Below are 19,580 nucleotides of genomic sequence, written 5' to 3'. Positions count from 1 at the left end.
CATTACTCCCCTCACGCCGCACTCTTGATCTTCTGCAGCGACCCGGCAACCAGTTTGCCAAAGGCGTCGACCGGCCCTTGCAGGTTGCCGAGAAAATGCGGATAGATCAGCCACAGGTCCATCAGCGGCTTGAAGTCCTTGAGCAGCATCACCGCCAATTGCTCGCGGTGGGCACTGCGCTCCAGCAATGGACGCGGCACCAGCCCAAGGCCCAGGCCATCGGCGACCAGGCCCAGCTGCAACTCGGTACCGAACGTTTCCAGGTTCACCCGCAGGGCCAGGCCCTGGTCCGACAGGGTTCGTTGCAGCCCGGCGCGGAAGCCGCAACCATCAGGGTTGAGAATCCAGCCGCTCTGGTAAACGTCGGCGAGTTTGCACGGACGCTTGGGCAATTGCGCCTGGGCGCACACCACCACCAGTTCCATCTTGCCGATCGACTCACCGACAATGTTGTCGGGGAAAATCTTCCCGGCCGGGAACAGCGCAGCCGCCGCGTCCAGTTCACCGCGTTCGATTTTGCCGACCAATTGACTGCCCCACCCCGTGGCCACCTGGGCGCGCAATTCGGGGTATTCGATTCGCAGGTGCTTGAGTGCATCGAGCAGCACCACATCGCCGATGGTTTGCGGAACGCCCAGGCGCAACAGCCCGGTGGGCGGCGCGTCGGTGGCGACCAGTTCGCGCAAGGCATCCATTTCCCGCAGGATCAAACGGCACTGCTCGTACACCCGCGTGCCGATCAGCGTGGGCTTGAGCGGCTTGGTGTTGCGGTCGAACAACTCCACGCCCAACGCCTGCTCAAAGTTCTGCACACGCCGTGTGATGGCGGGTTGAGTCAGTTGCAGCGACTCGGCGGCATGGCTGATGGACTGGCAACGGATCACTTCGACAAAGGCGTCGATATCATCAATTTTCATTTGGCCCGCACATAGAGAACAGTCAATAAGATGTCTGAAAAGCATAGTTCTATTGGTGATATCTGGATAGCCCGGCGCGCCTATCGATAACGTCTAACGCTATGCACAAGGGTTCTAAATTCCTTTCAGCTATAACCTAATCATTAAAAAATAGCATATTAAGCAAAATCATTATGCTTAAATCATGACATCACTTTTCAACACGGACGATGGAATCGCCATGACCCAAGCCCGACACCCAGAGAGACTCAGAGCATTCATAGGTGCCCTGGCGGAACTGATCGACAGTAACCCCCGCGAAGGCGATTTACTGCACCGTGGCGGCAAACTGCTCGCCCAACTGGTTAGCCATGACGACTGGTTGCCCGAAGACTTTGCCCGACCAGACCCGGAGCGCTATCAGCAATACCTGCTGCATGCCGACTCACGGCAGCGTTTCAGTGTCGTCAGTTTTGTCTGGGGGCCGGGGCAAAGCACACCGATCCATGACCATCGTGTGTGGGGGCTGATCGGTATGTTGCGCGGCGCGGAGTATTCGCAGGGGTTCGAACGCCACGCCGACGGCACACTGGTGGCCGAGGGCAACCGGGTTCATCTGCTCCCCGGCCAGGTCGAAGCCGTATCGCCCCGGATCGGCGACATTCATCAAGTCAGCAACGCCTACAACGATCAGGTCTCCATCAGCATCCATGTCTATGGCGCCAACATCGGCGCCGTGCGCCGCGCGGTGTACCAGCCCGATGGCAGCGAGAAACTGTTCATCTCCGGTTATTCCAACACCGTCCTCCCCAATATCTGGGATGTGTCCAAAGAGAGCCAAGCCTTATGAGCACTGCACTCACCCGCTCCTACGCCGAGATCCGCCAGGCGCTGCTGAACCGTGAAGAACTGGCGTTAGTGGATGTACGCGAAGAAGCCCCCTTCGCCGAAGCGCACCCACTGTTTGCTGCCAACATCCCGCTGTCCAAACTTGAGCTTGAGGTGTACTCACGGATACCCCGGCGCGATACACCGGTGACGGTCTATGACAACGGCGAAGGCCTGGCGAGCATCGCCGTGCAGCGCTTGCAGGACCTGGGCTATGTCAATGTCAGGCTGCTCAAGGGAGGCCTGGAAGGTTGGCGCATCAATGGCGGCGAGTTGTTCATCGACGTCAATGTGCCGAGCAAAGCCTTTGGTGAACTGGTTGAGAGCCAGCGTCATACGCCTTCCTTGGCGGCGGAAGAGGTCCAGGCATTGCTCGACAGCGAGGCCGATGTGGTGGTGCTCGACGCCCGGCGCTTCGATGAGTACCAGACCATGAGCATTCCCACCGGCATCAGCGTACCGGGAGCGGAGTTGGTGCTGCGTGCCCGGGAGCTGGCGCCGGATCCGGCGACCCGCATCATCGTCAACTGCGCCGGGCGCACCCGCAGCATTATCGGCACGCAGTCGCTGGTCAACTCCGGCATCGCCAACCCGGTTTCAGCCTTGCGCAACGGCACCATCGGCTGGACCCTCGCCGGTCAAGCCCTGGAACACGGCCAATCGCGCCGATTCGCGCCGACCAGCGAAGAGAATCGACACATCGCCGCCCGCGATGCCCGTCGCGTCGCCGACAAAACGCTGGTGGGCCGTGCCACCCTGGCCGACCTGCAACGCTGGCAACAGGAACCGAGCCGCAGCACTTACCTGTTCGACGTACGCACCCCGGAAGAATTCGAGGCCGGTCACCTGCCCGCTTCCCGCTCCACGCCCGGCGGCCAACTGGTGCAGGAAACCGACCACTTCGCCAGTGTGCGCGGCGCGCGCCTGGTGCTGGTCGACGATGATGGCGTGCGCGCCAACATGTCGGCCTCATGGCTCGCACAATTGGGTTGGGAGGTGCATGTGCTGGATGACTTGCAGCCTGCGCACTTCAGTGAAAAAGGTGCGTGGAAGGCGCCGGTTCCCACGCCGCCGCAGGTAGAGGAAATCAGCGCTGAAACCCTGTCTCAATGGCTGGCCGAGGGTGACAGCGTGGTGCTGGATTTCACCAGCAGCGCCAACTACGTGAAACGCCATATCCCCGGCGCGTGGTGGGCATTGCGCGGGCAATTGCGTGAAGCCCTGGCCAAGGTACCGCCGGCGCAGCGGTATGTACTGACCTGCGGCAGCAGCCAGTTGGCGCGGCTGGCGGTCGCCGAGGTCGAAACGTTGACCGGAAAATCGGTGTTTCTGCTGCGCGACGGCACTGCCAGCTGGATCGCCGCGCAACTGCCGCTGGAGCACGGCGAAACTCACTTGGCTTCGCCGCGCATCGACCGCTATCGCCGCCCTTACGAGGGCACCGATAACCCGCGTGAAGCGATGCAGGCTTATCTGGATTGGGAATTCGGGCTGGTGGACCAGTTGGCCCGCGACGGTACCCATGGCTTTTTCGTGATCTGAACACCCCGGCTCGTGTGCCTTTTGCGGGCACATCAGCCACCTGACATTAAATTCGGACCGACCCCTTTCTCCAGGCGGAGGTGCCCTGAAACAGCAAGACCCGCCTGGAGCATGCCGTTATGCGCATCACCCTGCCCTTCAAATCGCTACTACTGGCCGTCGCCCTCAGCCTCGGCACCACGGCGCAAGCCGCCGACCTGCAACCGCTGCGGGTGGCCAATCAGAAATCCACGCTCAAGGTACTGCTGGAGGTGTCCGGCGAGCTGAAGAATGTGCCCTACGAAATCCAGTTCTCCGAGTTTCCCGCCGCCGCGCCGTTGGGCGAGGCGCTGAATGCCGGTGCGGTGGACATCGGCGGTCTGGGCGATGCGCCCTACGTGTTTGCCCTCGGGGCCGGCGCGCCGCTCAAAGTCGTCAGCATCGTGCATGCCGAGGGCCGCTACACCACGGCCATTCTCGCGCCCAAGGACTCGCCGCTGAACGACGCCCGCGACCTCAAGGGCAAGCGGATCGTCACCACCCGCGGCTCCATCGGTCACTTCCTGGCGATCAAGGCTTTGCGCGATGTCGGCCTGAGCACCCAGGATGTGCAGTTCATTTACCTGCTGCCCAGCGAATCGCGCATTCTGCTGGATAACGGCAGCGCCGACGCCTGGTCGACCTGGGACCCTTACACCACCATTGCCACCACGCAGAGCCAGGCCAAGGTGCTGGTCAGCGGCGACACCTTGCTGACCAATCACTTGTACCTGGCCGCCACCCGCCAGGCCATCACCGACAAGCGCCAGCAACTCGACGACTTCGTTGCCCGCATCGATCGTGCCTACCGCTGGACCAACGCCCATCCCGAAGAGTTTGCCGCCGCCCAGGCGCAAGTCACTGGCTTGCCGCTGGCGGTGCACCTGGCGGTGGCCAAAGCCACACACATAGCGCCGGTAGCGATTGACGACCAGGTCATCAGCGGTCTGCAAACCACCGCGGATATCTATCAGCAGGAAGGCATTCTCACCAAACACATCGATGTCTCCCAAGGCTTCGATAAAAGCTTCAACGCCCCGCGTGCGCAACTTAACCAGGCATCGCGCTAACGATGCGACGGATTCAGGAGTAGAAACCATGAGCAAACAACGTCAACTGAAACTCGGTGCAATGGTCCATGGCGTCGGCCATGGCTGGGGCGAATGGCGCCACCCACTGGCTCTGGCCAACGCCAGTGTGAATTTCGGCTTCTATAAACAGCAAACGCAATTGGCCGAAGCGGCGAAGTTCGACTTCGTGTTCATCGCCGACAGCCTGCACATCCACGAGAAGTCCAGCCCGCATTACCTCAACCGCTTCGAACCGCTGACCATCCTCTCGGCCCTGGCCGCGACCACCCGGCACATCGGCTTGGTGGCGACCGTCACCGTCAGCTACACCGAACCGTTCCAGGTCGCCCGGCAGTTTGCATCCTTGGACCATATCAGCGGCGGTCGCGCGGGGTGGAACGTGGTGACGTCGTGGCTCAGCGGCACCGCCGACAACTTCGGCAAGGCCGAGCACCCGCCCCACGCCGTGCGCTACCGTATCGCCAAGGAGCACGTGGCGGTGGTCAAGGGTTTGTGGGACTCCTGGGAGGACGACGCCTTCGCCTACAACAAACAAAGTGGTGAGTTTTTCACCCCCGGCAAATTGCACGCCCTGGAACACAAGGGTGAATTCTTCTCGGTCAAAGGCCCGCTCAACATCGCCCGTTCGCAGCAAGGTCAGCCGGTAATTTTCCAGGCCGGCACTTCTGAGGACGGCCGTAACTTCGCAGCCGAAAACTCCGATGCGATTTTCGTCAGCCCCGAGGGCTTCGACGAAGCGCGCGCCTACTACCAGGACCTGAAAAAACGCGCCAACGGCTTCGGCCGCGACGCACAAGAGCTGTCGATCCTGCCCGGCATCCGTCCGATTGTTGGCCGCGATGAAGCGGAAGTTGAAAGCCGCTATCAACAGGCAGTGGAGCTGGTGAGCATCGAAGATGCCATCGTCGCGCTCGGTCGACCGTTCAATGACCATGACTTCAGCCAATACCCGTTGGACGCACCGTTCCCCGAACTGGGCGACCTGGGCTCCAACAGCCAGAGAGGCGGCTCGGACCGGATCAAACAATTGGCCAAAGACGAAGGCCTGACCTTGCGTGAAGTGGCCCTGCGTTTCTCCCGGCCACGGCGCGATTTCGTCGGCACACCCGAACAGGTCGCCGATGCCATTCAGAAGTGGTTCGAGGAAGACGCCGCCGACGGCTTCATCATCAATTCGGTGTTGCCGGACGGCCTGCAGTATTTCACTGAACTCGTGGTGCCGGTGCTGCAAAAGCGCGGGCTGTTTCGCAGTGAGTACAGCGGCAACACCCTGCGCGACAACCTTGGCCTGCAAGTGCCCGTCAACCGTTACGCGCAGGCTGAAGAAAAACGCGCGGCAGTGAGCGGATCCTTCAACCCGCTGCTGGCGGCCATCTGACGAGGGGCCTGACCATGACCAAACCGATCACACACGGACAGTTCAATCGGCGCGGCTTCCTGACGGCCAGCTCCATCGCCCTCGGCGCGTTGGGGTTGTCGTCGCTGGGACTCGCCTCACGCGTGTTCGCCCAAAGCACCAACCTTTCGGACCTGACCCTGGGGGTCGCCACCTACCGGGGCCAGGACTCGTACTTCGTCGAAGACGCTGGCACCGCCACGACGCCGTACAAAGTTGAATATTCGGAGTTCGCCGGCGGAAACCTGATCGTCGAAGCGCTGGCCTCGGGCAGCCTGGACCTCGGCAATATGAGTGAGATCCCACCGATTTTCTCGATCCAGAGCCATCGCCAGCCGCGATTGATCGCAGTGCTGCAAGGCGACGTGAACAATCAGGTGTTCCTGATTCCCAAGGACTCGAAGGTCGAGTCGGTCGGCCAGTTGCGCGGCAAGCGGGTCGGCTATGTGCGCTCCACCACCTCGCACTACTTTCTGATCAAGGCGCTGAAGGAACAGGGCCTGACCCTGAACGACATCACGGCGGTGGCGCTCACTCCGCAGGACGGTTTCACCGCGTTTCAAAGTGGCCAGCTCGATGCCTGGGTGATCTATGGCGTGTTCATCCAGTTGGCGAAATTCCGCAGTGGCGCCCGGGTGTTGAAAACCGCCCTGGGTTACTTGTCCGGTAACTACCTGATCGCCGCCCGGCCCGCTGCACTGGAAGACCCGCTGCGCAAGCAGGCAATCCAGGATTACCTGCAAAGACAGGCGCGCACGCTGGAATGGATCAACAACAACCCCGAACCCTGGGCAACCAAATCGGCGCAACTGCTGGGCGTCGACAAAGCGGTGTTTCTCGACATGCACAACAGCCGAAGCCAACCCTACAAAATCATCGAAGTAAACGACCAGGCCATCGCCTCGCAACAGGAAGTCGCCGACCTGTTCTTCGATGCGGGCGTGCTAAGCGAACGGCTCGATGTGAGTCCGTTGTGGGACAGAAACTTTCGGTTGCTGCCGTTATGAACCCTGTGTTCACACAACGCTCCATTGTGACAACACCTGTGGCGAGGGGGCTTGTCGGAACGCCGCATCGCCCCGTTCGGCTGCGCAGCAGTCGTAAAACCTGGCGACTCGGTAAGGTGGGAAATCGAAACGGGGCCGCTTCGCGCCCCAACGGGGCGATGCGGCGTTCCGACAAGCCCCCTCGCCACAGTGATCATCGGAACAACTATCGACTTCTCACCTTTTTTTGATTGAGTGAATTCCTATGAGTCTTTCTTCTCAACACGCTCCGCCACTGCGATCGGTGGAAGCGGCCAACTTCGAAGCATTGCTGGAAAGCATCGGCCAACAACTCGGCGCCACTGCCCACGTTTATGACGAGAGCGGCGCCTTCCCCCATGACAATTTCAAGCTGCTGCATGAGCACGACCTGGTCGCCCTGACCGTCCCCAAAGCCCTCGGCGGCGGCGGCGCGAACCTGGCCCAGGCACGCAACGCAATCAGCGCAATTGCCAAAGGTGAGCCGTCGACGGCGTTGATCCTGGTGATGCAGTACATCCAGCACGCGCACTTGCAGGACAGTAAAAACTGGCCCGAAGCGCTGCGCCTGCAAGTGGCGCAAGACGCGGTCCAACAGGGCGCATTGATCAACGCCTTGCGGGTCGAACCCGATCTCGGCACCCCGGCGCGCGGTGGCCTGCCTGCGACCATCGCCCGACGCACCGCCGCCGGTTGGCGGATCAGCGGCCGGAAAATCTACTCCACCGGCAGCCATGGCCTGACCTGGTTCAGTGTCTGGGCACGCAGCAACGATGAAGACCCACTGGTCGGCACCTGGCTGGTGCACAAGGACACCCCCGGCATCAGCATCATCGAGGACTGGGACCACTTGGGCATGCGCGCCACCTGCAGCCATGAAGTGGTGTTCGACAATGTGCTGGTGCCGCTGGACCACGCGGTTAGCGTCAGCCCTTGGAGCGCCCCGCAACCCGAGCTCGATGCCGATGGCTTCCTGTGGATGTCGGTGTTGCTGGCATCGGTCTATGACGGGGTCGCCCAGGCAGCTCGCGACTGGCTGGTGGGCTGGCTGGAAACACGCAAGCCGTCCAACCTCGGGGCGGCGCTCTCGACCCTGCCACGCTTTCAGGAAACCGTCGGGCACATCGACACCCTGCTGTTCGCCAACCGCAGCCTGCTTGACGCTGCCGCGAACGGTCACACACCGGCCAGCAATGCTGCGCAGCTGAAATACCTGGTGACCGGCAACGCCATCCGCGCCGTCGAACTGGCCATCGAGGCATCCGGCAATCCCGGTCTGTCACGCCACAATCCGCTGCAACGGCATTACCGCGATGTGTTGTGCAGCCGTGTTCACACCCCTCAAAACGACGCCGTTCTACAAGGCGTCGGTAAAGCGGTCTTCGCCCAGCGCCAACCAAAGGAGCGCCCATGAGCCAGCTCGTTATCGCTAGCCAACTGGATGAAGACTTCAACGAAGTGATCCGCCAGCGCCTTGAGCAAACACACCCGGGGGCCAAGGTCCTCAGCGTTCCGGTCGGAGTGCCCAGCGACCTGCCGGCGGATGTCAGCATCTTGCTGGCGCGGCCGATCAATGTGCGCGGCTATCTGGCACCGGACACGCCGCCACCGGGTTGGCCGTATGGCCTGCGGTGGATTCAGGTGGTGTCTTCAGGCATTGACTTCTATCCGCAATGGCTGTTCAACGGCCCGCCGGTGAGCACGTCGCGGGGCAGCGCCGCCGAGAACATCGCCGAATTCGCCCTGGCGGCGATCTTCGCCGCTGCCAAGCGTCTGCCGGAGATTTGGGTGCACGACTCGCAATGGAACTTCAGCGCGCTGACCCCGCTCAAGGGCAGCACCCTAGGGATTCTCGGCTTCGGCGCCATCGGCCGCAGCCTGGCGGGCAAGGCCCACGCATTGGGTATCCAGGTGCTGGCGTTGCGGCAGAGTCAGACGCTGTTCGAGGTCGAAGGCGTGCAGGCGGTGCGCGACATCCATGAACTGTTCGCCCGCTCCGACCATCTGGTGCTGGCCGCGCCGTTGACCGAGGCGACCCGGCATATCGTCGACCGCGCCGTGCTCGCCAGTGCCAAACCCGGCCTGCACCTGATCAACATCGCCCGTGGTGGCCTGCTGGATCACGGGGCGTTGCTTGAAGCACTGGACAGCGGAACGATCGGCCTGGCTTCGCTGGATGTCACCGAGCCTGAGCCACTGCCGGACGGACATCCGTTGTACATCCATCCACGGGTGCGCTTGTCACCCCATACCTCGGCGATTTCCACCAACAGTCGGCATGATATTGCTGACAGTTTCCTGGCCAATCTTGAGCGTTATCTCAACGGTTTGGCGTTGGAAAATCAGGCGAACGTACAACGCGGGTATTGAGTCCAGTCGATCTACCGTCATCGCGGGCAAGCCACGCTCCTACAGTTGGAATGCATTCCCCTGTAGGAGCGTGGCTTGCCCGCGAATGCGTTTTAACTACCCCACATAAACATCAGTTTTACGCATTTCTATACAACACTTAATGCCTATTTTTTATAATTAACTTATAACTAATCGGACTTTTACAGCGCCTGTTTATACAAATACTGTTACAACCATCACCGACCCCTGACCAGGTGGAGGCCCACGGAACTGTACGTTTTTCCGGCCGACACCACCCCACGGTCAATCGCCACACCCAAACCTGAAAACCGGCTCAAGCCGCCCCACCGCCAAGGCCTGCGGCCCCTGGCCCGGGCAACGCTTTGCCGAAAAAAACATAACGACGCCAACGCAGCACTCACACACCCGGGGCTCACCATGCACAACATTTTCAGTACAAACCGTTTGCCGCTGGCCGTGTGGCTGGCGATGTTCGGGCTGTCGGCCCAGGCCGAAGAAGCCGCCAGGGAGGGAGCCCTGCCCGTGGTCACCGTGACCGCCGAACACCATACCGAGGACTTGCAAAAGACCCCGCTGGCGATTTCCGCGTTCGACGAAAAAGCCCTTGAAGACAAGCAGATCAAAAGCATCCGTGACCTCTCCGGGCAAGTGCCGAACCTGACCCTCAGCCGCCAGTCGATCTCCTACAGCGCCCAGACCTACGGGATACGCGGTATCGGCGAAACCGATCCGATCCAGGAGGCAGCCGTCGCGGTGTACGCCGATGACCTGTACATCCCGCGGGCGATTTCCTCGATGCTCGACTTCAACGACGTCGAGCGTGTGGAAGTGTTGCGTGGCCCGCAAGGCACGCTCTACGGGCGCAACAGCAGCGCCGGTGCGATCCGTGTGATCACCCGCGATCCGACCCAGGAAACCCGGGGTTTCTTCGAACTCGGCGGCGGCAACTACAACGCACAGAACGGTCGGTTCCTGATCAGCGGCCCGCTGGTGGACAACGCGCTGTTCGGCAGTTTTTCGGCGATTCGCCTGACCCGTGACGGCACCGTCTCCAACCCGACCCGTGGCGAGGATGTGAACAACGTCGACATCCAGTCCTACCGCGGCAAGCTACGCTTCAACCCCATTGATTCGCCATGGGATGTGCAACTGACCCTGGCCGGCACCTTCGACCGTGGCGACACCACTAGCTACACGCCGTTTGATGCCAACGGCCACTTCGACAAATTCAAGAGCTACAGCAGCCTCGACCCGAAGAACCGTCTCGACCAAGGCAGCTCGGTGCTGCGCGCTATCTACGCCATTGACGACCACCTGAACTTCAAATCAGTGACCGCTTATTCGGCGTTCAACCAGCCGGTGGACTACGACAACTCGGGCCAAGCGGCGCTGATCCAACAAAACCTGATCACCTACAGGCAGGACTACGCCACCCAGGAATTCCAGCTCAACGGCGACTACGACAAATTCAGCTTCAGCACCGGCCTGTACCTGTACCGCGAAAAGTTCGAAGCGGACCGCGACAACCTTACCTATTCCGTTGCACGCAACCGGGTCATCGGCCAGGGCCAATACAGCACGACCAACACTGAAAGCTACGCGTTGTATGGCCAGGGCAGTTACAAAATCACGCCGCAGCTGTCGCTGATCGCTGGCCTGCGCTTTACCCGCGAGCACAAAAACTTCGAGTACACCAACTACGCCATCAATACCAACCGGCAGATCACCGGGACCAACTTCACCGCAGAATCAAGCAAGTCGTGGCAGTCCACCAGCCCGAAGCTCGGCTTCGAATACGCCTGGACGCCGCACCTGAATCAATACGCCTACGTCGCCAAAGGGTTCAAGGCCGGGGGCTACGACAACCGTGCGCCAACCCAGGCCGCCGCCGAACAGGCGTTCTCGCCGGAAGACGTGACCACCTGGGAAACCGGCTTCAAGGGTGACTTCTTCGATCAGCGCCTGCGCGCCAACCTCGCGCTGTTCTACAACGACTACAAGGACTTGCAAACCAACGCCTACGACCCGGCTCTGGGTGTCAGCCTAAGGACCAACGTCGGCCAGGCACACACCTATGGCGTAGAACTGGAAACCCTGACCGCGCTGACCCGTGACCTGCAACTGACCGCCAACCTCGGCTACCTGGAAAGCCAGTACGACGACTTCGAAAATGCCAGCGGTGCCGGTGTCGATGCCAACGGCAAACAGTTGGTGTTCTCGCCGCGCTGGAACGCCAGCGTCGGCCTCAACTACACCATCCCGGCCGGATTACCCGGCACCTGGCTGGCCGGCACCGATGCCCAGTTCCAGACCAAGTCCTACGCCAACGCGCTCAACGACGACGTCCAGGAAATCCCCCAGCAGACCTTCTGGAACGCCAACACCCGCTACATCTCCGGCGACGGTCACTGGACCACCACGCTGGCGGTGAAAAACCTGCTCGACCGCGCCTACCCGCAATCGGTCGGCTACGTGCCCTCCAGCGGTGCCCGCTTCTACTCCATCAACGACCCACGAACCCTCTTGTTGTCCGTGCGCTACGACCTTTAACCCCTAACGCGAACACCGGATTCCTTACCGCCTGAACGCAAGGAGCACCACGATGGCTTTTACCCGCAGAGAACTGATTTCCCGTATTGCCGCCGTCGGTGGCTATTCCGCTGCTGTCGGCGCCCTCGGCGCGCTGGGGCTCACACCTCAGGCCGTGGCGGCGAGCTTCAACCCGTTGCAACTGGGCAGCAGTGGCAAAGGCAAGCATGTGGTGGTGGTCGGCGCCGGTATTTCCGGGTTGGTCAGTGCCTATGAACTGCGCAAGGCTGGCTTTACCGTGACCATACTCGAAGCCCGAGAGCGAGTGGGCGGACGCAACTGGACCCTGCGGCGTGGCACCAAAGTCGATTTCGACGACGGGGTCAGCCAGACCGTCGACTTCGATGACGGGCACTTTTTCAACGCCGGTCCCGCGCGCATTCCCAGCCATCACCAAACGATCCTCGGCTACTGCCGCGAGTTGGGCGTGGAGCTGCAAGTGCTGGTCAACAGCAGCCGCAACGCACTGGCCTTGCCGGACCCGAAACGACCGGCCTTCCAATTGCGCCAGGCGGTCAACGACACTCGCGGGCAACTATCGGAACTGCTGGCGAGAACCGTCAGCCGCAAAGCCCTGGACCAGGACTTGAGCGTCGACGACCGTCAGGCACTGTTGAACTTCCTCAAGGTCTATGGCGACCTCAACGCCGACTTCAAGTACAAAGGTTCGGTGCGCTCGGGTTACACCCGTATCCCCGGTGCCGGCGATCAAACCGGCATCACCCGTGCACCGCTGGAGCTACAGACCCTGCTCAACCCCAAGCTCTGGGGTGCGTTGGTGTTCGATGAAATCCCGGAGTTTTCCTCGACCATGTTCCAACCGGTTGGCGGCATGGACCGGATTCCCTACGCGCTCTACGAGAAGCTCAAGGATGCGGTGCGTTTCAACGCCGAAGTCAGCGATATTCAGACCTCCGAAAACGGCAGCCGCATCACCTACCGGAACCGCAAGACCGGCACAGACCAGACTCTGAGCGCCGATTACGCCATCGTCACTGTGCCCCTGCCGTTGCTGGCCAAACTACCGAGCAACTTCAGTGCACCCTTCAAGCAAGCGATTCTCAGCGCACAAAGCGATCAGGCCAACAAAGTCGCCTGGCAGTCACCGCGCTTCTGGGAAACCGACTTCAACATCTACGGCGGATTGTCGTATCTGGACCATGAAGTCAAAGGTTTGTGGTACCCCAGTGATCGGCTGAACAGTGCCCAGGGCATTCTGGTCGCGGCCTACAACACCAGCGAATCGGCCCAGGCCTTCAGCAAAAAATCCCTCGCCGAACAGTTCGCCTCCTCGCGGCAAGCGGTCGAACTGCTGCACCCCGGACACAGCACCAAACTGCAAAAACCGGTGGCCATCAACTGGGCCAAGGTGCCCTTCAGCAAAGGCCCGTGGATCGTCAATGACGAGGTCGGCGAGAGCGCTTACCAGATCCTCAACGAACCCCAGGGCCGCACGTATCTGGCCAGCGACGCCCTCGCCCATGGTGGCGTCGGCATCTGGCAGAACAGCGCCGCCGACTCGGCGCGACGCATCGTATCCCTGATCGGCCGCCATGCCGAACGCCAGCAACCGGGCGTTGCTGCCTGACTTTTTCCAATAAAGGACTGACCGATGAAAACCATGACTTTGCTCACAGGACTCCTCATGACCGCGACCGCCCTCAGCAGCCACGCCGACGAGATCAAACGCGTCGCCCTGCCCAACTCGAACTTCCCGATTTCGCTGGCGGTGTCGGTGCCGGCGCAAACCGACCTGCTGTTCGTCAGTGGCCTGCTCGCCGACCTGCATGACCCAAAAGCAGCGAAGGATACCTTCGCCGCCTATGGCGACACCGCAACCCAGACCACCTCGATCCTCAACAAGCTCAAAGGCGTACTGCAAAGCCAAGGCCTGGACCTGGGTGATGTGGTGCAACTCCGGGTGTTCCTGGTGGGTGATCCGGCCAAGGGCGGCAAGCTCGATTTCGCCGGGTTGCAGGAAGGCTATACGCCGTTCTTCGGCAGCACCGCGCAACCGAACAAACCGACGCGCACCGCCGTGCAGGTGGTCGCCCTGCCGTTGCCGGGCGGGCTGGTCGAAATCGAAGCCGTCGCCGCGCGCAAGAAGTGACACGGCCATCATCCGACATTCACGGAGTTCCACGTTGATGCTCAACTGCCCAGCGCGCCGCACGGCGCCGACTTACCGTCCGTTATTACTGCCGCTGTCGATTGCCTGCGGCCTGGCTTCGTTCAACATCGAGGCTGCCGAAAGCGCCTCACCGATCCTCGACACCGTGGTCGTCACGGGTAACCGTGGCACTGTCGAACGCACCGTCACCACCAGCCCGACACCGATCGACGTGGTAACCGGAGAACAATTGCGTTCGGTGGGCAAACCGAGTTTGTTGGAGGCGCTGAGCAAATTCATCCCCTCCTTCAACCTGCCCGACCGTGCTGGTTGGGATGCCAGCGGCGTGGTTCGCTCGGCGACCCTGCGGGGACTGACCGCGTCCCATGTGTTGGTGCTGGTCAACGGCAAACGCCGGCATACCAGCGCCACGCTGAACATCAACGGCATCAACAGCGGCGCGGCGCCCAGCGATCTCGACCTGATCCCGGTGGCGTCCATCGATCACATCGAGGTGCTGCGCGATGGCGCGGCGGCACAGTACGGCTCGGATGCGATCTCCGGGGTGATCAACATCATCCTCAAGCAGACCACCGGCGGCAGTTCCGACACCACCCTCGGCCAAGGCTACGACGGTAAACGCGGAACCGCGCAGGAAGCGCTCAATTATGGCTTTCAGGTCGGCGAAGCCGGTGTGCTCAATGTCTCGCTCGACACTCGCTACCAGGAGCGCGACAACAAGGCCGGCAGCAATGGCTACAGTGCGCATTACTATCCGCAGGCCGACGGTTCGCCCGACCCGCGTGAGGCCGATGCCAGCCACCACACCTACAAAGGCTACGGCTTGCCCCGCAGTCAACTGGCCGATATCGCCTACAACCTCGACCTGCCGCTGAACGATGCTGTCACCCTTTATTCGTTCTCGACCCTGGCCACCCGGGAGAACAATGACGGCCAGAACTTCCGCCTGCCCAATGGGCGCAACACCATCACCACCGGCCCTAATGGCTATCCCGACGGTTACAGTCCTTACTGGCTGATCAACGAAACCGACTTCCAGTCCGCCTTCGGTGCCAAGGGCGAGGATTTCGGCGGCTGGGCCTGGGACCTGAGCAGCACCTACGGGCGCAACTACGCCAAGCAACGCACCTACGACAACCAGAACCCGTCGCTGGGTGAAAACACCCCGAACAAGTTCACCTCCGGCATCTACATCGCCGACCAGTTGACCAGCAACCTGGACCTGAAAAACAGCTACGAAATCGGCCTGGCCAAGCCGCTGGATGTTGCCTTCGGCTTCGAGCATCGGCGTGAAAGCTATGAGACCCGCGCCGGCTCCGAAGCCTCGTACATCGATGGCGGCTACGTGTTTCCCGCCGGCCATCCACGCGCCGGACAACGGCCGGATCCGGGCGCTCAGGTCACCAACGGCATCAGCCCTGATGACGCACAAAAAGTCAGCCGCAACAGCGTCGCCAGCTACGTAGACCTGGGTTTCTACCCTGTCGAACAGTGGTACCTCGGCGTCGCCGCGCGTTACGAGCATTACAACGAAGGCGTCGGTGGCACTCGCAGTGGCAAACTCAGTACCCGCTATGAGTTCAACCCGGTGTTCTCGGTGCGCGGCACCATCAGCAACGGCTTTCGCGCACCGTCGCTGGCCAACCAGATATTCACCGCGCGCTCGACCGGGTTCGACACCATCAATGGCGTCTACCAGTCTTACAACTACGTGATTCTGCCGGTGGATTCGGCCGGCGCCCAGGCCCTTGGGGCCGAGTCGTTGAAACCCGAACGTTCGACCAACTTCAGTCTCGGTTTCGCCCTGACTCCCAGCGAAGACCTGAGCCTGACCGTGGACGGCTACGTGATCAACCTGCGCGATCGCCTGGTGCTCAGCGAGCGTTTCCAGGGACCGGGCGTCGCGGCCCTGCTCGACAGCATCGGCGTACCCGCCACCGCCGGCGCGCAGTACTTCACCAACGGCGCCAACACCCGAACGTCCGGGGTCGATGTGGTCGGCAATTACCGGCAGAACCTGAACCAGTTCGGCTCGGTGAGATGGACCGCGGCGCTGAACTACAACCACACGCAAATTCTCAGCGTCAACGACACACCATCACAACTGACCGCCCTGGGCAGTAACTTCCAGTTGCTCGGACGCCAATCGCGAGCGCTGATTACCAAAACCTCCCCCAGCAGCAAGATGATCTTCTCCGCCGACTGGGCGATCAGCGACTTCGACGTCAATCTGCGGCTGACCCGTTATGGCACCTACACCGAGGTCAACAGCTCAAGCGATCCAAGCCTGGATCGCGAGTATTCGGCCAAATGGATCACCGACCTCGACGTGGCGTATGCGATCAACAAACAACTGACCGTGGCCGTCGGCGCACAGAACCTGTTCGACAAGTACCCCGACCATATCGGCGTAAGCAACTCTTCGTTCGGCGATAACTGGGGCAGCTATTCACCCTTCGGCTTCACTGGCGGTTACTACTACACCCGCCTGCAATACGCGTTCTGACTCCTCGGGCGCGCAGAGCAAGAGCAAAAGCAAAAGCAAAAGCAAAAGATCGCAGGGTATTTCGAAGTGCAGCCATTCATTCTGAGCAATGCCGAGCCCGGTAAGGATGGCGCCTGAGGCTTAGGTTCCATATAGCCTGACACAAGGCTCTTATTCCATTAAAGAAGTACATATTGTTTTTATAGTGCGTTTCAATCTATGCGCTGGAGTTGATACAGAAACGTCCCTTTAAATTTGTTCAGGAGCCATGATGGCTGATCCAAAACCTCTGTTGTTTGCACTCTACGAACAAGCCAGTGTGGGATGTGGAGGTGCGCCGAGCCTCTGGACGCATCCGGCTGACGAGCGTCTGGCAATCAACTCGTTGGGCTACTGGTCGAACCTGGCGCGCATCGCCGATCAAGCCAACCTCGACATGCTGTTCTTCGGCGACGTGCTGGGTTTCTACGACGTCTTTGGCGGCAATGCCAATGCCGCGATGAAGTGGGCCGTGGAAGCTCCGGCCAACGACCCGCTGATGATCATTCCCGCCCTGGCCGCGGTCACCGAAAACCTAGCGTTCGGCGTCACGGTCACCACCAGCTATGAACACCCCTTCTCCCACGCTCGGCGCTTCAGCACCCTAGACCACCTCACCAACGGCCGGGTGGGCTGGAACATCGTGACCTCTTACCTGTCCAGCGCCGCGCGTAACTTCGGCCTTGAACAGATGATCAAACACGATGACCGCTACGAACGCGCCGAAGAATTTCTCGATGTGGTGTACAAGCTGTGGGAAGGCAGTTGGGCCGACGATGCGGTGGTCGCGGACAAAGCTCACCAGCTGTATGCCCTGGGTGATCGGGTACGGCCGATTAACCACGTCGGCGAGCACTATCGAGTCGCCGGGCCGCACCTCACCTCACCGTCGCCGCAGCGCACACCGCTGCTGATCCAGGCCGGCTGGTCGGGTCGTGGTCGCGAGTTCGCCGCCAAGCACGCTGAACTGATCTTCATTGCCAAATCCAACCCTCAGGAAATCCGTCAGGGCCTGGAGGACATATGGGCCAAGGCCCAGGCGCTCGGTCGCCAGCGTGAGGATGTGAAGTCCCTGACTGTATTGCGCATCGTCACCGCCAAAACCGAAATTGAAGCCCAGCGCAAATATGAGGCGTTGCAAAGCAACTACCACCTTCAGGCGCAACTGGTCAGTTATGCAGGCGACACAGGTATCGATATCAGTCGCTATGCCGACAGCGATGCACTGTCGACCCACACCGAAGGGCTGACGTCCTATGTCATGCGCCCCGATGGCAGTGGTAAGCCGTTGACCGCCGGGGATGTGAAGCAACGTTTTGCCAAGGTCACCCGCGGCAGCGACCTGATCCTGGTGGGCACTCCACAACAGGTAGCCGACCGGATCGAAGAACACGCGCGCATTTCCGGCACCAGCGGCTACATGATCAATCCGTTGATCAGCCCTGGCACACTCGAAGATTTCGTGGAGTTGATCATTCCCGAATTACAGAAGCGCGGCCTCTACAGAAGCCAGCCGCAAAGCGGTACCTTCAGGTCCAGGTTAAGGGAAGATGGCAGCAGCCATTTACCCGACTCGGCTTATGGCGCTTCATTCCGCTTCGGCAAGGCGCTATAGCCCGAAGGCGACTGCTCAAGCGTCATCAAGCAGTCGCCGAACGTTCGAGGAAAACGTCGCGGGGCAGCGGCGCAGCGGTGGTTCTTTCAAGGGACACTTTCAATTCCGTTCCCGGCAACTCTTCGATCACTTGTGATTGCGCCAGCAACTCCTCGCCGGGCAACTCCATCAGCACAGTGGCTATTCGCACTGGATGTGCAGGGCATTAAGGTGCGCCTCCTGCCATAACATCAAAAGAAATAAATAATAATTTATTTATTTCTAAATTGAATATTTGAAACCACTAAGCTAATTCCAAAAAAATCTTTATAAAATATTTTTTATAACCATATTCTTCATGGCAGATAGCCCTTCTCTCTTGCTGAATGCCGAGCGTGCCATGCCACAGTCCATCAAAAATGCTGAAGCGAAATTCCGTCGTCCGGTGCTGGCCGCTCTGGTGGTAGCCCTGACCTTGTCATTTACCGTCCCGGCTCAGGCCCGGGAAACGCTGCGAATCGGTTACCAGAAGTCATCGACTCTGATCACCCTGTTGAAAACCCAAGGCACGCTGGAAAAAACCCTCGCGCAGAAGAACATCGATGTGAGCTGGCATGAGTTTTCAAGTGGTTTGCCACTGCTGGAAGCGCTGAATGTCGGCAATGTCGATATCAGCGCTGACGTGGCGGACACCGTGCCGATTTTTGCTCAGGCCGCGCAGGCCAAGTTGACCTACTTTGCGCAAGAAGCGCCCTCGCCTTCCGCCCAGGCGATCGTCGTGCGCGAGGACTCGCCCCTCAAGCAACTGGCAGATTTGAAAGGCAAGAAAGTCGCGGTTACCAAGGCGGCCGGCTCCCACTATTTGCTGATCGCTGCTCTGAAAAAAGCAGGCTTGGTTTTTTCGGACATCCAACCGGCCTACCTGTCACCCGCCGATGGCCGAGCAGCCTTCGAGAACAACAAGGTCGATGCCTGGGTCACGTGGGAACCCTTCCTCACCAGCGCGCAACGTCAACTGCCGACGCGCACCCTGGCCGACGGCACAGGCCTGGCCAGTTATAAACGCTACTACCTGGCCAGCACGAGTTACGCCAAGGTGCATCCCGAAGTCCTCAAGCTGGTTTACGAACAACTGCACAAGACAGGTGACTGGGTAAAAACCAACCCACGTGACGCGGCACAAATACTCAGCCCGTTGTGGGGCAACCTCGATGTGGCAACAGTCGAATCGGCCAACACCCATCGCAGCTACCAGGTACAGCCTGTGAATGGTGACCAGTTGGGTGAGCAGCAGAAAATCGCCGATGCCTTTTTTGCCGCAGGTTTATTGCCCAAGGGGGTAGATGCCAGAGACGTCGATATCTGGAAACCGTAAGGCAGTCTTCGATTACGAGCTGACGCTCACACCCTGTTCGATCTCACGATGTCTTCCGGTCGTCCCGTAATCTGCCTGCGCAGCCTTTGAATGGGGTGGGGCTCGTTGTCTTCGTAGTGCGAGGACCACTTCTGACAC

General features: G+C 60.5%; 15 protein-coding genes. 13 read left to right on the top strand and 2 right to left on the bottom strand.

Going from position 1 to position 19,580, the window contains the following annotated elements:
- Nucleotides 1-11: 11 nt before the first annotated feature.
- The gene (locus tag AC1RL4_RS01550) at nucleotides 12-917 is read right to left on the bottom strand and encodes a LysR family transcriptional regulator (protein WP_493118968.1); all 906 of its coding nucleotides are present in this window, start codon (nucleotides 915-917) and stop codon (nucleotides 12-14) included.
- Between the two features lie 220 nt (nucleotides 918-1,137).
- Between AC1RL4_RS01550 and AC1RL4_RS01545 the strand changes: the two genes are divergently transcribed.
- The 12 genes from AC1RL4_RS01545 (at nucleotide 1,138) to AC1RL4_RS01490 (ending at nucleotide 18,088) form a co-directional block, all read left to right on the top strand.
- Nucleotides 1,138-1,746: a cysteine dioxygenase family protein gene (locus tag AC1RL4_RS01545; protein ID WP_019578557.1), complete on the top strand. Its 609-nt coding sequence runs from the start codon at nucleotides 1,138-1,140 to the stop codon at nucleotides 1,744-1,746.
- Nucleotides 1,743-3,326 (top strand): rhodanese-related sulfurtransferase, encoded by a 1,584-nt coding sequence (locus tag AC1RL4_RS01540; protein ID WP_230172163.1) that lies wholly within the window; start codon nucleotides 1,743-1,745, stop codon nucleotides 3,324-3,326. The genes AC1RL4_RS01545 and AC1RL4_RS01540 overlap by 4 nt, the downstream gene beginning before the upstream one ends.
- Nucleotides 3,327-3,445: 119 nt before the next feature.
- Entirely contained in the window at nucleotides 3,446-4,414 is a 969-nt protein-coding gene (locus AC1RL4_RS01535; RefSeq protein ID WP_019578555.1) for an ABC transporter substrate-binding protein, read from the top strand.
- A 28-nt stretch (nucleotides 4,415-4,442) separates the two neighbouring features.
- On the top strand, nucleotides 4,443-5,813 hold the full coding sequence (locus AC1RL4_RS01530) for an LLM class flavin-dependent oxidoreductase (RefSeq protein WP_019649113.1): 1,371 nt from the start codon (nucleotides 4,443-4,445) through the stop codon (nucleotides 5,811-5,813).
- A 14-nt stretch (nucleotides 5,814-5,827) separates the two neighbouring features.
- Nucleotides 5,828-6,838: an ABC transporter substrate-binding protein gene (locus AC1RL4_RS01525; protein WP_230172161.1), complete on the top strand. Its 1,011-nt coding sequence runs from the start codon at nucleotides 5,828-5,830 to the stop codon at nucleotides 6,836-6,838.
- A 244-nt stretch (nucleotides 6,839-7,082) separates the two neighbouring features.
- The gene (locus AC1RL4_RS01520; RefSeq protein WP_230172159.1) at nucleotides 7,083-8,270 is read left to right on the top strand and encodes an acyl-CoA dehydrogenase family protein; all 1,188 of its coding nucleotides are present in this window, start codon (nucleotides 7,083-7,085) and stop codon (nucleotides 8,268-8,270) included.
- Nucleotides 8,267-9,226, top strand: coding sequence for a D-isomer specific 2-hydroxyacid dehydrogenase family protein (locus AC1RL4_RS01515; RefSeq protein ID WP_096480391.1), 960 nt, complete (start codon nucleotides 8,267-8,269; stop codon nucleotides 9,224-9,226). Before AC1RL4_RS01520 ends, AC1RL4_RS01515 begins: the two co-directional genes overlap by 4 nt.
- A gap of 420 nt (nucleotides 9,227-9,646) precedes the next feature.
- Nucleotides 9,647-11,779: a TonB-dependent receptor gene (locus AC1RL4_RS01510; protein ID WP_230172157.1), complete on the top strand. Its 2,133-nt coding sequence runs from the start codon at nucleotides 9,647-9,649 to the stop codon at nucleotides 11,777-11,779.
- Nucleotides 11,780-11,831: 52 nt separating this feature from the next.
- Nucleotides 11,832-13,406: a flavin monoamine oxidase family protein gene (locus AC1RL4_RS01505; protein WP_019578549.1), complete on the top strand. Its 1,575-nt coding sequence runs from the start codon at nucleotides 11,832-11,834 to the stop codon at nucleotides 13,404-13,406.
- 24 nt (nucleotides 13,407-13,430) lie between these two features.
- A complete protein-coding gene (locus tag AC1RL4_RS01500; RefSeq protein WP_064617170.1) occupies nucleotides 13,431-13,928 on the top strand; it encodes a RidA family protein in 498 nt (165 codons plus the stop codon).
- 37 nt (nucleotides 13,929-13,965) lie between these two features.
- Nucleotides 13,966-16,455: a TonB-dependent receptor plug domain-containing protein gene (locus AC1RL4_RS01495; RefSeq protein ID WP_230172155.1), complete on the top strand. Its 2,490-nt coding sequence runs from the start codon at nucleotides 13,966-13,968 to the stop codon at nucleotides 16,453-16,455.
- 250 nt (nucleotides 16,456-16,705) lie between these two features.
- Nucleotides 16,706-18,088: an LLM class flavin-dependent oxidoreductase gene (locus AC1RL4_RS01490; protein WP_019578546.1), complete on the top strand. Its 1,383-nt coding sequence runs from the start codon at nucleotides 16,706-16,708 to the stop codon at nucleotides 18,086-18,088.
- A 25-nt stretch (nucleotides 18,089-18,113) separates the two neighbouring features.
- Here AC1RL4_RS01490 and AC1RL4_RS01485 read toward each other — a convergent pair whose 3' ends face one another.
- Nucleotides 18,114-18,278 (bottom strand): hypothetical protein, encoded by a 165-nt coding sequence (locus tag AC1RL4_RS01485; protein ID WP_019578545.1) that lies wholly within the window; start codon nucleotides 18,276-18,278, stop codon nucleotides 18,114-18,116.
- Nucleotides 18,279-18,467: 189 nt separating this feature from the next.
- On the opposite strand from AC1RL4_RS01485, the gene AC1RL4_RS01480 reads away from it, so the two are divergent.
- Nucleotides 18,468-19,442, top strand: a complete 975-nt coding sequence (locus AC1RL4_RS01480) for an aliphatic sulfonate ABC transporter substrate-binding protein (RefSeq protein WP_230172153.1) — start codon at nucleotides 18,468-18,470, stop codon at nucleotides 19,440-19,442.
- Nucleotides 19,443-19,580 lie beyond the last annotated feature (138 nt).

It is taken from the genome of Pseudomonas sp. GW822-FHT07A10 (genome assembly GCF_058798795.1).
The sequence above is the reverse complement of the archived record's forward strand: the minus strand, read 5'-3'. Positions and strand labels throughout refer to the sequence as shown.

What these genes read in the sequence shown, in the direction of transcription:
- AC1RL4_RS01550 (WP_493118968.1), bottom strand. Translation starts at nt 917, where the DNA reads ATGAAAATTGATGATATCGACGCCTTTGTCGAAGTGATCCGTTGCCAG.
- AC1RL4_RS01545 (WP_019578557.1), top strand. Translation starts at nt 1,138, where the DNA reads ATGACCCAAGCCCGACACCCAGAGAGACTCAGAGCATTCATAGGTGCC.
- AC1RL4_RS01540 (WP_230172163.1), top strand. Translation starts at nt 1,743, where the DNA reads ATGAGCACTGCACTCACCCGCTCCTACGCCGAGATCCGCCAGGCGCTG.
- AC1RL4_RS01535 (WP_019578555.1), top strand. Translation starts at nt 3,446, where the DNA reads ATGCGCATCACCCTGCCCTTCAAATCGCTACTACTGGCCGTCGCCCTC.
- AC1RL4_RS01530 (WP_019649113.1), top strand. Translation starts at nt 4,443, where the DNA reads ATGAGCAAACAACGTCAACTGAAACTCGGTGCAATGGTCCATGGCGTC.
- AC1RL4_RS01525 (WP_230172161.1), top strand. Translation starts at nt 5,828, where the DNA reads ATGACCAAACCGATCACACACGGACAGTTCAATCGGCGCGGCTTCCTG.
- AC1RL4_RS01520 (WP_230172159.1), top strand. Translation starts at nt 7,083, where the DNA reads ATGAGTCTTTCTTCTCAACACGCTCCGCCACTGCGATCGGTGGAAGCG.
- AC1RL4_RS01515 (WP_096480391.1), top strand. Translation starts at nt 8,267, where the DNA reads ATGAGCCAGCTCGTTATCGCTAGCCAACTGGATGAAGACTTCAACGAA.
- AC1RL4_RS01510 (WP_230172157.1), top strand. Translation starts at nt 9,647, where the DNA reads ATGCACAACATTTTCAGTACAAACCGTTTGCCGCTGGCCGTGTGGCTG.
- AC1RL4_RS01505 (WP_019578549.1), top strand. Translation starts at nt 11,832, where the DNA reads ATGGCTTTTACCCGCAGAGAACTGATTTCCCGTATTGCCGCCGTCGGT.
- AC1RL4_RS01500 (WP_064617170.1), top strand. Translation starts at nt 13,431, where the DNA reads ATGAAAACCATGACTTTGCTCACAGGACTCCTCATGACCGCGACCGCC.
- AC1RL4_RS01495 (WP_230172155.1), top strand. Translation starts at nt 13,966, where the DNA reads ATGCTCAACTGCCCAGCGCGCCGCACGGCGCCGACTTACCGTCCGTTA.
- AC1RL4_RS01490 (WP_019578546.1), top strand. Translation starts at nt 16,706, where the DNA reads ATGGCTGATCCAAAACCTCTGTTGTTTGCACTCTACGAACAAGCCAGT.
- AC1RL4_RS01480 (WP_230172153.1), top strand. Translation starts at nt 18,468, where the DNA reads ATGCCACAGTCCATCAAAAATGCTGAAGCGAAATTCCGTCGTCCGGTG.